The organism is Streptomyces sp. QH1-20 (assembly GCF_041283565.1).
Classification (GTDB): Bacteria; Actinomycetota; Actinomycetes; order Streptomycetales; family Streptomycetaceae; genus Streptomyces; species Streptomyces syringius.
Genome location: NZ_CP166299.1, coordinates 923,786 through 938,154 on the forward strand (window position 1 = coordinate 923,786; position 14,369 = coordinate 938,154).

Here is a 14,369-nt window from a genome sequence, read left to right on the forward strand (position 1 = left end):
GGACAGGGGGTGGGCCGGTATATGGAGTTCCGCGTGCTGGGAGCGGTCTCCGCGCTGACGGACGGCGGGGAACAGATCCCGCTCGGTCCCGCCATGCGCCGCAGCCTGCTGGCCATGCTGCTGCTGCGCCCCAATACGGCCGTCGGTGTCGACCGGCTGACCGAGGCGCTGTGGGGCGAGGAACCACCCCGGCACTCCCGGACCGTCCTGCAGGGCCATGTCTCCCGGCTGCGGGCCCTGCTCGCCGAACACGGGGCACCCGCGTACGGCGTCGAGCTCGTCACCCAGGGGCGGGCCTATCTCCTGCGACTGCCCGAGTCGCTGGTGGACGCCCACCGGTTCGAGGAATTGCTCCAGCTCGCCCGGGGGCAGCGCGATCCGGGTGACGCCGTGTCGATGCTCCGGGAGGCACTCGCACTGTGGCAGGGTCCCGCGCTCGCCGGGACCGTGTACAGCACGCTGCTGGAGACCTCCGCGCACATGCTGCAGGAGCTGCGGCTGACCGCCGTGGAGGAGCTGGCGGACGCCCACGGGCGGCTCGGCGAGCACGGCACGGCGGCGGCCGTGCTGCACACCGAGGCCATCGCGAACCCGTTGCGGGAATCGCTGATCGCGGTATTGATGCTGGCCCTGGGCAGGGCGGGCCGGCGGTCGGAGGCGCTGGACTGGTTCCACCGCACCCGCCGGCTGCTCGCCGATCAGCTCGGCATCGATCCCGGGGCGGCACTCACCGACGCGTACGCCGCTCTCCTGAGGGCCGACGCACCACAACCCTCCGCCGCACCGGCGCCGGCCGGAACGTCGCCGGCCCGGATCCCCGCCGCCGAGCCGCGGGAGACGCCCAGGGCACAGGAGTCGCCGGAGCCGCGGGAAACGCCCGCACCGGCCCCCGCCGCACCGCACCACACCGTCGCCGTGCCGCAGCTGTTGCCGCGACGCCCCGGAGGCTTCACGGGGCGCGAGGACGAACTGGCCGCGCTCGACCGCGCCACGGCAGCCGGCTCCGGCCCCATCGCTGTGATCACGGGCAGCGCCGGGGTCGGGAAGACCGCCCTGGCCGTGCACTGGGCACACCACCACCGCGCGGACTTCCCCGACGGCCGGCTCTTCGTCGACCTCCACGGCTACAGCGCCGTACCGGCCCGCGACACCACCGCCGTGCTCCGTGAGTTCCTGCTCGCGCTCGGCGTCCCGGCCGAGCGGATGCCCGGTTCGCCCGACGCCATGGGGGCCCGCTACCGCGAGCTGACCTCCGGACGCAGACTGCTGATCGTCCTGGACAACGCCCGCGGCTCCGAGCAGATCCGCCCGCTGCTGCCCGGCGGGGAGGACTGCGTCACGCTCGTCACCAGCCGCGACCGGCTCGGCGGGCTCGTGGCCTCGGACGCCGCCCGCCCCGTCCCGCTCACCGAGCTTCCGCCGGACCGCTCCGCCGCGCTGCTCTCCGCCGTGCTGGGCCCGGACCTGGTCGCGGCCGAGCCCGAGGCCGCGACACGGCTCGCCGAGCTGTGCGACGGTCTGCCGCTCGCCCTGCGCGTCGCAGCTGCCCGGCTCGCCACCCGACCGCACGGCGGGCTGACCGCCTTCGCCGGTGAACTCGCCGACGAGCACAGCAGGCTGGACCTGCTGAATGTCGAGGACACCGGTGTCTCCGCCGCTCTCGGCCTCACCGTCCACCACCTCCCCGAACCGGCGCGGGAGATGTTCCACCGGCTCGGGCCGCACACCGGTGCCACCCTCGACACCGGCACAGCCGCCGCACTGGCCGACTGCCCGCCCGGCCGGGCGACCGTCGCGCTGGACCAGCTGGCCGCCGCCCACTTGGTCGTCGAGACCGGACCACGCTCCTACGTCCTGCACGATCTCGTACGGCTCTACGCCCGCTCCCTCGCACCGGGGCACGACCCCGACGCACTGCTCCGGCTGCTCGACCACCGGCTGCACACCCTTCTCGCGGCGTGCGCCGCCGCGGAGCCCGGCAGCGAGCCGTGCTGCGCCCTTCCTCCCGGGGCGAGGCACTCCGCCGCCGTCCGGACGTTCACGGGCCGGGAGGACGCCCTCGTCTGGTATTCGACCGAGCGGGACACGTTGCGCGGCGCGGTCGAGGCCGCCGCCGCGGCGGGAATGCACGACCGTGCCTGGCGTCTGGTCATCCTCCAGTGGCCCCTGATCCTGTGGCAGGTCCACGACGGCTGGGTGCCGCTGCTCGAACAGGGTCTGGCCTCCGCGGAACTCGACGACGATCCCCGGGCCCAGTCCCGGGCGCGGGCACTGCTGGGCTGGGTGCTGTCCGAGGAGGGCAGGTCCGAGGAGGCCCTGGCCCAGCTGGAGCACGCCCCCGCCCTCGCCGCCCGGGTGGGCGACACGGCCGGGGAAGCCACGGCCCTGATCAATCTGGGCGTCGAACTCATCCGGCACGGCGAGCAGGAGCGGCCCCGGGATCTGTTGAACCGGGCCCTCGCCCTGGCCGAAGGTGCCGGTCTCACCGAGACCGTCACCCTCGCCCATCTCCACCTCACGCACCTTTTCCTCGCCATCGGCGCCCCTCAGGAGGCCGCCGACCACGCCCTGCGCGGTCTGGCCCTCGCCGCTCCCCCGCTCGCGGCCCCCCGGCGCATCGTGCTGCGCACCCTGTACGGCAGGGCGCTCGCCGCCACGGGCCGCACGGGGGAAGCCGTACGCCAGCTCGACGACGCTATCCGGGAGGCGCAGGCCAGCGCGTACGAGGAGGGCGAGACCGAAGCGCGCGTCGTCCTGTCGGCGCTGGCGAACCGGTAGGGCGGGTGCGGGACGGAAGGAACGTCCCGGCCGCCGCCTCCACCGGTACGAGTCAAGCAGCTTCGACGGCTCAGAAGTCGTCCGCGCCGTTGCGCAGCTCGGGCGTCCAGTAGCCGGTGGCCCACTTCGCCGGGTCGACGGCGATGCCGCCGCCGGGAGCCTTCACCGCGGTCATACCGCCACCGCCCTGAAGCGTGACGGAGAAGGCCGTCACGGGCTCGGTGTTCTCGGTGCGCCCGCCGTCCGACAGCTTGACCAGCGCGTATGCGGGGGCGCCCGCGGTGAGCACGACGGGGGTGGCGGGCTTGCTCTTGGCGACCGGCGGCACGTTCTCCCGGTGGCTCTCGAGGAACTCGATCTCCGGGTAGCCGGTCAGCTTGCAGCTGTGCCCCGAGGTGTTCTTCGCCGTCAGGACGATGTGCGTGTAGGGCGGTCCGCCCTGGTAGGCGGCGCTGATGGCGACGTTCTTCGTGGTGCAGACGGGCGTGTTCGCGGCCGCCTGTCCGGTGGATCCCTTCGCGGCGCCGGCGCCCTGTGCGGTGCTGGCGTTCTTCCCGTTGGCGGCACCCTTGGCGGTGTCGGTGTTCTTCTCGGCCTGCGCCGGGGCGGGGGCCGATGCGGCGCTGTCGGCCGCCGGACCCGAGGACTTCACGCCGGAGTTGTCCTCACCGCAGGCGGTGAGCGACAGGGCGAGCACGGCGGTGGTGACGGCGGCGAGGCCGGTGGTGCGGTTGCGGAATTTACGCATGGTCATTCCCTCGTGGTGATAGTGCGGCCAACGTCCGTCCTGCGGCAGCCGATCCCGGCCTGCCGACATTCATGAGTCTCGGGCCCACCACTCACGTCCTGCTGCTTCGGTACTAACCTCCCACTAACGTCCTGCCCGCCGGTCGCGGGCGGTCCCTCACCCGGCTCGCCTCGAGCGCCAGGAACTATTGTCGTCAGCATGGTCGAACACGATGCCTTCAGTACCACCCGCGACGCCTACGACGCTGTTGCACACACCTACGCGCAGCTGTTCCGCGACACGCTGCGCGACAGCCCCCTGGACCGCGCGATCCTGGGCGCCTTCGCCGAGGTCGTCCGTGCGCATGGGGACGGTCGGGTCGCGGACCTGGGGTGCGGGCCCGGCCATATCACCGCTCATCTGGACGAGCTGGGGCTGGCGGCGTGTGGTGTCGATGCGTCTCCCACGATGATCGCGTCGGCCCGGCAGGCCTATCCGGACCTGCGGTTCGACGTGGGTTCCATGGCTGCCTTGAACATCGCTGACGGCGTGCTGGGCGGCGTACTCTCCCGTTGGTCCATCATCCACACCCCACCGCGAGAACTCCCCGCCATCCTGACGGAGTTCCACCGCGTGCTGGCACCCGGCGGCCATCTCCTGATCGGCTTTTCGGCCACCGACGATCCGTCCCACCCGACGCAGGTCTTCGATCACACCGTCGCGCCGGCCTATCGATGGTCGCCTGATCACCTTGCCGCGATGCTGCGCGAGACCGGGTTGGCCGAGGTGGCCCGGATGGTTCGCGAGCCTCAGCCCACCGACCGACGGCAGTTCCGGGAGGTTCACCTCCTCGCCCGTAAAGCCTAGGTGCAGGGAGGACTCACGCCCCACGCTCACCCGACCCCTTCCAGGAACGGGATGATCGCATCGATGAAGTGCTCGTTCCGGTCGCCGGCCACCATGTGTCCCGCGCCGGCCACATCGACGCGCCGCGCGTGGGGAACCCTGTCGCAGAACTGCTCGGCGATGTCTTCACGCACGACATCGCTGATGCCGCCGCGCACGAGCAGGATCGGCACGTCGGCGTGGCGCGCGGCGGCGAGGAGACGTTCCGCCATGCCGGGCGGGTCCATCCGGCCCTCGAAGCTGTCCAGCAACCGGGGGTCCCAGTGCCAGACCCAGCGATCGCCGTGACGTCGCAGGTTCTTGCGGATTCCCTCGGCGTCGTCCGTACGTGGGCGATGCGGCAGGTGGGCGGAGACCGTCGCGGCCGCTTCCCCGGGGCTGGCGAAGCCGTCCGGCCGGTGGCGCATGAAGTCGACGATGCGGCGGGCACCGTGGGGATCCGGTCGATGGGCGACGTCGACGAGCACCAGAGCGCGGATCGCCGCCCTGGGTGCCTCTCCGGCGGCGAGCAGCGCACTCAGGCCTCCGAGCGAGGCACCGATGAGTACCGGCCGGCCGCCGAGTGCGGCGACGAGAGCCCGGACGTCCTCGGCGAACAGGCCGAGGTCGTAGTCACCGTCGGCTGACCATTGGCTGGTGCCGTGGCCACGCAGGTCCGGGGCGACGACCCGCCACCCCAGCGTGGCCAGTCGAGGGCCGGTCCGATGCCAGGCGTGCCGCGTCTGGCCGCCGCCGTGCAGCAGGACAACAGGGGGCGACGACGCCTCGCCCCACACATCCGCCGTGAGCCAGATCCCGTCGCGGCCCACGAAGCTACGGGTCCGCGGCAGTGCGCCGGCCGTCATGGCGCACCTCGGGTTCGCAGCGGCGCCAGCAGCCGGTCGCGGTGGGGATCCGCGGCCGCCGCGGCGAGCGCGACGTCGAGCGCGAACAGCGCACGCGCGAGGAACCGGTCGTCGTCGATCAGGGCGGCGACCCACTGGTGCAGCGCACCCACACACGAGGTACCGACCACGGCGGCCAACGCGTCCGTGTCGATGTCGGCGCGCAGGAAACCCTGGGTCCGTGCGCCTGCCATCGCCTGCCGGAGCTGGGTGAGCGGACTGCGGTCGAGCACAAGGCCGCTGTCCTCCCACTCCCGCACCATGCGACGCGACACGACCGGGTCGCTCACGAACAGCCGGACCGTGGACCTGACGACCTCCCGCGGGTCATCGGCTCCCAGCACCGCCAGGCGACGTTCGAGTTCGTCCATGAACCCGGCGGCGAGCGCCTGCCAGATCTTCTCGCGCGGTCCGATGAGGTTGTACACGGTGGCCGGCGCGACCTGCGCTCGCTCGGCGATCCGCTCGGCACTGATCACCGAATCCGGTCCGTCCCGCAGGAGTTCGCGCGTCGCTTCGAGGATCCGCATCCGTCTCCGGGCCTTGTGCTGCTCACGCAGGCCCCCTTCGGCCGTCATACGCGCGCACCCCCTTCGGAAAAACTTAGAGAGACTTCTAAGTTTTAGGGCCGTGCCCGGACGTGGTCAAGTACTGACGTCAAGGCCGACGGAAACGGCCGCCGGGGGGGCGTAAGGGTGCCCGGGCGGGGCAGGTGAGGGCAATGGCAGACCTTGAAGGACTCCTGCGAGAGGCCATGCGCCGGCGCCAACTGACCGCGCAATGCCTTGCCGACCGAACGGGTATCCGTACCCCACGCATCCGTGCGTTCGCCCAGGACGGGGCCCAGGGACCCGTGCGTCCCACCCGGGAGGAACTGGCCGAACTGGCCGACGCCCTGTCCATCCCGCTTCCCGACATACTGGACGCCGCCCGGATCCGGGCCGGGGTGACGGCCTGACAGCCGTCGGCAGGGCCCGTCGGGGTGACCCCCGTGGGCCGTGTGCGCCGTGTGGGTGACGGTGCGGCAGCGTCTCGTCCGTCGGGGTTAGCGGGAACATGGAGCGGTTACCCGTACGGGCATGGCACCGATGTGGCAGCACAAGCGTGGGAACGCACAGCCCCGGGACGGCCGGGACACATCCGGGGACGACGGGACGAGCGCCGAGCCGGGCCAGGGCGCGGGACCGGACCCGCAGGTGGAGCGGAAGGCCCCCGACGATCCGACCGCTCTGGGCAAGAAGTCCTGGTGGGCGGTGCTGCGGCGGACGGTGGCGGAGTTCAAGGACGACGAGCTGGCGGACCGGGCGGCGGCGCTGACCTACTACGCGGTGCTGGCCCTCTTCCCCGCCCTGCTGGTGCTGGTGTCGCTGCTCGGGGTGGCGGGCGAGTCGGCGACGAAGAGCATCCTGGACAATCTCAAGAAGCTCACGCCCGGCCCGGCCCGCGACATCGTGACGGACGCGGTCGAACAGTTGCAGGGCGCCGGGGGCGTCGGTTCCGTCCTGGCCGTGGTCGGTCTGCTGGGCGCGCTGTGGTCCGCGTCGGGGTATGTCGCGGCGTTCATCCGCAGCTCCAACGCCGTCTACGACATGCCGGAAGGCCGCTCGGTGTGGAAGCTCACCCCGCTGCGGCTGGTCCTGACGGTGGTGCTGGTGGTCCTGGCCTGCGCCAGTGCGCTGATCGTGGTGTTCACCGGCGGCCTCGCCCGGCAGGCCGGCACCGCCCTGGGGGTCGGTGACACCGCTGTGACGGTGTGGTCGATCGCCAAGTGGCCCGTCCTGGTCCTGCTGGTCACCGTCATGGTCGCGATCCTGTACTGGGCGGCGCCGAACGCGAAGAGCCGAGGCTTCACGTGGGTGACCCCGGGCAGCTTCCTGGCCCTGGTGATCTGGATGATCGCCTCGGCGGGATTCGCGCTGTACGTGGCGAACTTCGCCTCGTACAACAAGACGTACGGCACCCTGGCCGGGGTGATCGTCTTCCTGGTGTGGTTGTGGATCACCAACCTGGCGATCCTGCTGGGCCTGGAGTTCGACGCGGAGCTGTCCCGTGAGCGCGCGATCATCGGTGGTCACCCCCAGGACGAGGAGCCCTACGTCGAGCCCCGGGACACCAGCAAGTGGAGCGAGAAGGACCGGAGGGAGGCGGGCGGCAGCTGACGTCCGCCCGACACCCGAAGGGCCGGGAGCCGGAATAGCCACCACGCACACGAGGTTGTGGGCAGGCAGGCACGACACCCCGTCGCCAGGCCTCCGGAAGGACTCCCATGAAGATCGGCATCATCGGCGCCTGCAACATCGGCGGCAACCTCACACGACGGCTCACCGCTCTCGGCCATGACGTCTCCGTCGCCAACTCGCGCGGCCCGCACACCCTCACCGCACTCGCCGAGGAGACCGGTGCCACCCCGGTCACCGCGGCCGAGGCGGCGCGCGGCGCGGCGTTCGTCGTGGTCACCGTGCCCCTCAAGGCCGTACCGGACCTGCCGTCCGGACTGCTCGACGAGGCCGCGGAAGACGTCGTGGTCATCGACACCGGCAACTACTACCCCAAGCAGAGGGACGGCCGGATCGCCGCCATCGAGGACGGTCTGACGGAGAGCCGGTGGACCGAGCAGCACCTCGGCCATCCCGTCATCAAGGCGTTCAACGGTACCTACGCGCAGGACATCCTCGACAGGCCCCGCCCCCAGGGCCACCCCGAGCGGATCGCCGTGCCGGTGGCGGGCGATGACGAGACCGCCAAGAAGGCCGTCCGCGACCTCATCGACGAGCTCGGCTTCGACACCGTCGACGTCGGCGGCATCGACGACTCCTGGCGCCAGCAGCCCGACACACCCGTCTACGGCCTGCGAGCCGGCACGGAAGCGGTCGGCAAGGCCCTCGCCGAGGCGTCCCCGCAGCGACCGGAGGCGTTCCGGGCGTAGCGGGAGCGCCGGGCGCCCGGGGTGGCTCAGGCCAGTGAAGTCGGCATGGACGCCTCCGGCGGGGCCGATGTGCCCGCTGCACCGTCCTGCCAGGCCGACGCGAGTTCCGCCGGGAAGCGCCGGCCGCTGCGGGTGAGAAACACGCCGGGCGCGAGTTCCACCTCGTCGCCGGGTGCGAAGCGCCGGTCCTCGTGCGGGGGCAGTCGCTTCCACGGGTCCATGCGGCCATGGCTGCCGGCGGTACGCATCCGGGTGCCGTAGGTGCTGACGTCCCGGACCAGGAGGATGCCGTCGGTGGTGGAGACGACGACGTGCTCACGGCTGACGCGCGCCGCCACGTCGGGGGTCAGTACGTCGTACAGGGCGATACCACCGGCGGGGTTGCGGCCGACGCCGGTCCGGGAGCCTTCCTCCACGGTGTAGCGGCCCGCGCATCTGCCACCGACCATGGCCTTGAGCTGGGCCATGGCCGGACGCGGGCCGGCTTCCGCCAGAGCCCGGCCGTGGACCTCGCAGGTGGGGACACCCCGTCGCATGCGGGGGAACAACACACGGCCGCTGCGGGGGTCGTAGAGGGAACAGCGCCGCTCCGGACACCGCCAGAACCGGTTGATCACAGCGGACAGCGGTTGTTGTGAGCTCTTCAGAAGTCCCTGCTTCTTGAACGCGGCGAGCTCGTCGCTCCGTGAGATCTCGGCTTCCGTACGGACGCCCATGTCCAGCGGGAGGAGCCGCACCGAGCCGGACGTCCTGGCCACCGGCTTGAGGAACCGGTCGGTGTTGCCCTGGATCCAGGGGAAGTCGCGGCGATGGCCGGTCAGAAGGTCGCCGGTGACGGCCCGCGTGCGGGTGGCGCTGGTCATTTCCATCAGTTCCAGGATGCGCCGGTCGGCGTCGTCGACCTCCTCGACCAGACCCTCCGCGACCCAGCGCCGGAGCAGCACCACATCCCCCGGGTCGGTGAACTCGCGGGCTCCGCCGAGCAGGCTCTTGTCGGCCACGGGGTAGACGGGGACGTCGGGGTCACCGGTGAGCTGTACCAGGGCCCGCACCACGAGCCGGAACCGGTCCAGGGAGCGGGCTCCCGGTCGGCCGAGCGACCGGTCGCGTACCACGTTGGACAGGTCGACCAGGTAGTCGGCCAGGTCCGCCGCGCCTGGCAGGTTGTGCTCCATCAGCCCTCCGGCCGTTCGTCCGCCGTGTCGTCGTGTTCGCGGGGCGGGACCGTACCTGCCAGGGGGCCGCAGAGCGTCGTACATCTGTTTTCGGTCACCGTGGCGGGGTCCCGCCGCTAGCATCGCACCCTCAGAACGACCGGGGAGGGATTCTCATCGAAATCTCGGGTATGCAGGGGCACTTGAAGCCGTTACGGACGGACGACCCGCGCGAGGTGGCGGGTTACCGGCTGCTGGCCCGGATCGGCGAGGGAGGCATGGGATCGGTGTTCCTTTCCCGTACCCGGGGGAATCAGCCGGTGGCTCTCAAGGTGATCCGCAGGGAGCTCGCGGACGAGGAGGAGTACCGGCTGCGCTTCCAGCAGGAGGTGCGTGCCGCACGCCAGGTGCGCGGCTACCACGTCGTGCCCGTCGTCGACCACGACACCACCGGCGCCAGACCGTGGCTCGCCGGCGCCTACATTCCGGGGCTGCCGCTGAGCACCGTGATCGACACCTTCGGCCCGCTGCCGCCCCTGGCCGTCCTGCAACTCGTGGGCTGTGCGGCGGAGGCGCTGCGCGCGGTCCACGCGGCCGGGATCGTCCATCGCGATCTGAAGCCCAGCAACATCCTGCTCGGCTCCGAAGGGCCGTGGGTGATCGATTTCGGTATCGCCCGGGCCGCCGATTCCACGCAGCTCACCCGCAGCGGCGGGGTCGTCGGCACGCCTCAGTACATGTCCCCCGAGCAGGTCGCCGGGCTTCCCCTCACCCCGGCCGCCGATCTGTTCTCGCTGGGGCTGGTGGCGGCCGTCGCGGCCACCGGGCAGCACCCCTTCGGCGAGGGCCAGGCGACCACGTTGGCGCACCGCATCGGCAACACCGTCTCCCACCCGCCCGACATGAGCCGCTACCCAGCGGAACTGCGTCCGCTTCTGGACCGCTGTCTCGACGGCGACCCCGAACGGCGGCCGGACCCGGCGGAATTGGCAGCGCTCTGCGAGAAGGCGTGCGGGCGCAAGCTCCGCGACTTCGACGGCTGGCTGCCCGCGCCGATCGCCGCCGAGACGGCCCTGAGGGAGCAAGCGGTCGGAGCTCTCCCCGACACTCCGCTCATCCCGGCGGGCGCGTCCGGACCGGCCGGGAACGCGTTCGGGCCCGACGGCCCGACCCTGCCGCCCCACTCCGGCGGCCTTCCCGACGCGGGAAGCGCGGCATCGCCCCCGGAGACCGGCTCCACGCCCACGGCAGATGCACGCCGCCGCCGTACACCGCTGCTCGCCGCGGTCGCCCTGCTCGCCGTCTCCGGGTTGAGCGCGGGCCTGTACTGGTGGCCCGACGGCGACAGCACCTCACCTTCCGCGCACAAGAAGCCCGTGTCGAGCGTGAGCGCGCCGCACACCACACCCTCCCGGAGCCCCTCGCAGGGCCCGTCGCCGGCCCTCTCGCCGAGCGCCGCCGTCCTCGCGAGCCCTTCCGCCGGCGCGGTCGCGGGCACCGGGGGCACGCCGGGTGCCCCGGTCTTCTCGGGACGGCAGTTGATGCTCCGCCCGCCGAGCAGCGGATACCTCTTCGTGGACCTCGACACCCCGCAGAGCAGCAACGACACCACCAAGTCGACGAGCGCCGAACTGCGGTACGAGAACGGGGGGACCGAGATCTCTCAGACGATGCACTTCCGCACGGCCACGGGGGTGAGCGGTGGCACCACGTACGAACAGTGCCTGGCCGGCGCACAGACCAACGTGCTGCCGTCGGACGTCCCCAAGAAGGACCTGGTCGATCACACCACCCTCCGTCAGGGCATGGTGCTGTGCACCATCACCGGGGAGCGCAACCTGGCGATGATCGAGATCAAGGACATCACCGACCAGAACGGTCTGCCCGCGTTCGACACGCTGCTCACCCTCTGGAGGTATCCCGGCTGATGACGGCACCGGAGACCTGATCGCCCCGCAGGGGGCCACGCCCGATGAGCGTCGACCCCTGATCGTGCGCTCTCCCGCCGTCGTCCGGGACGGTCGCCGTCAGCGATTCGCCGACCGTGGCGCGTGAGGGTCCGAGGTGGGTGAGCGACGCCCACAACACGGGCATGGCCGGGTGCGCGTCGCGGAGTTCGCGGGTCGCCACATGAAGGGCGAACGCCGGGTCCGTGGTGCCGGAGGCGAGGCTGGTGTAGAACAACGTCGCGAATCTCTCGGCGATGTCGTCGACGATGGGCCACAGCGTCCCGATGACGTGCCGGGCCCCGGCGGTCTGGAACGCCGAGGCGATATGGATGGCTTCGTCCGCCAGCTCCGTACCGGTCTGGCTGGTGCCACAGCCCGAGAGGACCACGAGACGGACCGCGTCCAAGGGCGTCCGGCAGATGTCACGGACACCGACCATGCGGTCCGTGAGGAGCAGGCCGCTGTTCAGCGGGTGGTCGAGGTCGCTCGTCGCGTGACCGGCGAAGTGCGCCCAGCGGTGCGTGGGGAGAGCGCGGCGGACGGCGGCCCAGGTGGCCTGTCGGCCGGAGAGCAGACGGGCCTCGGGGAAGTGGGCCATGAGGAACCGTGCTTCCCGCTCGGCGCACGGCAGGGCCGGTGCTCCGGGGGCGTTCGGCAGGACGACGAGCGGATCCGGGGCCCGGCCGGACGGACCGTCGGGTGCGGTCGTCCGCTCGGCGCCGAGGAGGAGGTCACGCACCGTCGTCGTGTAGGACGACACGACGCGGTCCATGACGGTCCTCGACGGTTCGCCGGCGGCCGCCGGTCCGTGGTGGCCGGCGGCGTGGAGCGGCAGCAGGGAGAGAAGTCCGGTCGGGCACCAGTGGAGACGTGGCCAGGGTTCGCCTTCGCGGGGCGCACGGTCGTGGCCCAGTTCGCGCAGGACGGGCTCGGCCATGGCGTCCCACAGCCACTCGAGCGTGTGGAGGACGGTCCGCTGCCGCGCGACCCGGCTCTCGAACCCGGCGTCCCGGCCGCCCGGTATCCGTACCGCGCCGAGGAAGTGGTGCACGCGGTCGTGGACCGCCTGGGCCTCCAGGTCGGGCAGGGGGACGACGCGGAGGCCGCCCGCGGTGAGGACGAGGGCGTCGGACCGGTACCGGCTGACGTTCACGATGACGACCGGGGCGTCCCTTCCCACCTCGGCTCCCACCTCGATGAGCCGGTCGGCCGGCAGCGGCCGCAGGAATTCCCCGAGCCCGGGAAGCGTACGGATGCGGGCGATCAGCTCTTCGAGGCGCAGGGCGGCCCGGTGCCGTGAGTCGGCGGCTTCCCCCTCGGCGGCCGGCGGTCTGCCAAGGCGCGGGGGTGGCGGTTCCTCGCCGAGGGTCAGCCAGTCGACGGAGAGGTCACGGGCCAGTTCCTCGAATTCCGTGGCGAGTTCCGGGGCGGTGGACCTGAGCGCGCCGAGGTCGGGGCGCAGTTCGAGGAGTTTGCTGAACAGCACCCCTCGGCCGCGTTCGAGGATGTGCAGCGCGGCGGTCGGCTCGTCGAGCATGAGCTTGCACGCCGCGGCGTCCGAGGCCAGGCCCAGGAAGTCGGAGAGCAGCCGTTCGCGGTCGATCAGGTCGATGTGCCAGGAGGCCAGTTCCGGCAGGAGGCTGACGGCAAGGGTCAGCCCGGCGTCACCCCGCGCGATCTCCCCGCACTCGATCGCGGCGCGGCCGGAGCGGCCGGCCGCCTCGATGCGGAGACGGGCCGGTGCCTGCTCGATGCGCGACGCGCGCTCCCAGGCGGCCAACGCGCCGTCGAGTGCCGTGGACCCGCCGTCGGTCTGGGCGGCACCCCACAGCGTGCCGCCCAGGCTGAGCAGGGAGGCCGCCTGGTCGAGCGGCTTCGGTCCGCTCGCCTCGACCGCCGCCCGCAGGTTCTCCACGGCTTCGGAGAGTGCGCCGCTGTCGCCCGTGGCATGTGCTCTCAGGCGCAGGGCGTTGCCGAGGGCCGTCAGGCAGATCGCCCGGTGCGGGCTGCCCTCCGGTGCCGCGGTGACGGCGTCCCGGAGCACCGTCACGGACTCCAGCAGCGCCTCCCGGTCGCCTGCCGTCTCCGACTTGAGCCGCAGGGCGTCCCCCAGGCCGGCCAGGTACACGGCGTGGTCGGCGGAGTCGGGACGTGACCCGGCGACGGCCTGGCGGCAGAGTGCGATCGCGTCGTCGAGCGCGGCGGGGGAACCGGTCGACTGCGCTTCGAGGCGCAGGGCGTCCGCGAGCCCGGCGAGGGACTTCAGCCGTGCCGTGTCCTCGGGCGGCTCCACCGGTGGATCCGCCCCGGCCGGCAGATGGGCCTGGTTGCGTGCGAACGCGATCAGGGCGCCCGCGTTCCTGTTGCGCTGCTGCGGGATCGGGCGGCCCTTCCGCGCCAGGGCGGTGTGCACCTGGGTATGGATGACCGACATGCTGAGGTACTCGGGCTCCCCCGCGACACCGGTCTCGAGCACGGCGATGAGCTCGCCGGTGAAGGCGGTGTACCGCTCGCCCACCGGTGCCAGCGCCTTCTTCGTCTCCGCTGCGGCCACCAGGATGTAGGTGCCCTCGATCTCGGCGTCCTGCACGAGCTCGGTGACGCCGGCCATGCCGCCGGTCAGTGCGCGCCCGCTGTAGCAGCAGTCGAGGACGACGACCTTGCGGGGTGCCTCGGCGTCCAGCACGGCCTGGCGGATCCATTCGAAGGGCAGCGTGGTGTGGGGCGCGTTGGCCCTGGATCCGACGAGGGCGAGGCCCAGTTCCATGGTCCTCGGTGCGGTCAGGCCGTGACCGGCGAAGTAGACGAGCAGTGTGTCGGTGGCCTCCGCGGCAGCGGCCTCCACCGCGTCCGCGACCTCCGCGGCGCTCGTGGGCTGCCGCAGGACGACGCAGTGTTCCGGCGCCAGTCCCCAGACGTCCGGATCGGTCAGCAGGCGCAGCAGCCGGTCCAGGTTGTCGGCGACGGAGGGCAGGTCCTCCAAGTGCTCGAAGTGGTGGGTCCCGATGAGCACCGCACGTGAGTGTGCGGGATCCGCGCGCATGT

11 protein-coding genes are annotated in these 14,369 nt (G+C 72.1%); 6 read left to right on the forward strand and 5 right to left on the reverse strand.

The window, feature by feature from the left end; translation table 11 throughout:
• The first annotated feature begins 33 nt into the window (after window positions 1–33).
• Complete coding sequence (locus AB8O64_RS04235; protein ID WP_370417921.1) at window positions 34–2,778, forward strand: BTAD domain-containing putative transcriptional regulator; 2,745 nt, start codon at window positions 34–36, stop codon at window positions 2,776–2,778.
• Between the two features lie 70 nt (window positions 2,779–2,848).
• Here AB8O64_RS04235 and AB8O64_RS04240 read toward each other — a convergent pair whose 3' ends face one another.
• Entirely contained in the window at window positions 2,849–3,526 is a 678-nt protein-coding gene (locus AB8O64_RS04240; RefSeq protein ID WP_370417922.1) for a DUF4232 domain-containing protein, read from the reverse strand.
• A gap of 198 nt (window positions 3,527–3,724) precedes the next feature.
• On the opposite strand from AB8O64_RS04240, the gene AB8O64_RS04245 reads away from it, so the two are divergent.
• Complete coding sequence (locus AB8O64_RS04245) at window positions 3,725–4,372, forward strand: class I SAM-dependent methyltransferase (RefSeq protein WP_370417923.1); 648 nt, start codon at window positions 3,725–3,727, stop codon at window positions 4,370–4,372.
• Between the two features lie 26 nt (window positions 4,373–4,398).
• Here the strand turns inward: AB8O64_RS04245 and AB8O64_RS04250 are convergent, their stop codons facing one another.
• Window positions 4,399–5,220: an alpha/beta fold hydrolase gene (locus AB8O64_RS04250; protein WP_370417924.1), complete on the reverse strand. Its 822-nt coding sequence runs from the start codon at window positions 5,218–5,220 to the stop codon at window positions 4,399–4,401.
• Between the two features lie 32 nt (window positions 5,221–5,252).
• Window positions 5,253–5,873, reverse strand: a complete 621-nt coding sequence (locus AB8O64_RS04255; RefSeq protein WP_370417925.1) for a TetR/AcrR family transcriptional regulator — start codon at window positions 5,871–5,873, stop codon at window positions 5,253–5,255.
• Between the two features lie 143 nt (window positions 5,874–6,016).
• On the opposite strand from AB8O64_RS04255, the gene AB8O64_RS04260 reads away from it, so the two are divergent.
• The 3 genes from AB8O64_RS04260 to AB8O64_RS04270 all read left to right on the forward strand — a co-directional run bounded on the left by AB8O64_RS04260 (window position 6,017) and on the right by AB8O64_RS04270 (window position 8,221).
• Window positions 6,017–6,253 (forward strand): helix-turn-helix domain-containing protein, encoded by a 237-nt coding sequence (locus AB8O64_RS04260; RefSeq protein ID WP_370417926.1) that lies wholly within the window; start codon window positions 6,017–6,019, stop codon window positions 6,251–6,253.
• A gap of 121 nt (window positions 6,254–6,374) precedes the next feature.
• Window positions 6,375–7,454, forward strand: coding sequence for a YihY/virulence factor BrkB family protein (locus AB8O64_RS04265; RefSeq protein ID WP_370417927.1), 1,080 nt, complete (start codon window positions 6,375–6,377; stop codon window positions 7,452–7,454).
• A 107-nt stretch (window positions 7,455–7,561) separates the two neighbouring features.
• Window positions 7,562–8,221: an NADPH-dependent F420 reductase gene (locus tag AB8O64_RS04270; RefSeq protein WP_370417928.1), complete on the forward strand. Its 660-nt coding sequence runs from the start codon at window positions 7,562–7,564 to the stop codon at window positions 8,219–8,221.
• A 26-nt stretch (window positions 8,222–8,247) separates the two neighbouring features.
• Here the strand turns inward: AB8O64_RS04270 and AB8O64_RS04275 are convergent, their stop codons facing one another.
• The gene (locus tag AB8O64_RS04275; RefSeq protein WP_370417929.1) at window positions 8,248–9,396 is read right to left on the reverse strand and encodes an FHA domain-containing protein; all 1,149 of its coding nucleotides are present in this window, start codon (window positions 9,394–9,396) and stop codon (window positions 8,248–8,250) included.
• A gap of 182 nt (window positions 9,397–9,578) precedes the next feature.
• Between AB8O64_RS04275 and AB8O64_RS04280 the strand changes: the two genes are divergently transcribed.
• On the forward strand, window positions 9,579–11,303 hold the full coding sequence (locus AB8O64_RS04280) for a protein kinase (protein WP_370417930.1): 1,725 nt from the start codon (window positions 9,579–9,581) through the stop codon (window positions 11,301–11,303).
• On the opposite strand, the gene AB8O64_RS04285 is transcribed toward AB8O64_RS04280, so the two are convergent.
• Entirely contained in the window at window positions 11,278–14,337 is a 3,060-nt protein-coding gene (locus AB8O64_RS04285; RefSeq protein ID WP_370417931.1) for a CHAT domain-containing protein, read from the reverse strand. The two genes, AB8O64_RS04280 and AB8O64_RS04285, sit on opposite strands and share 26 nt — an antisense overlap.
• Window positions 14,338–14,369 lie beyond the last annotated feature (32 nt).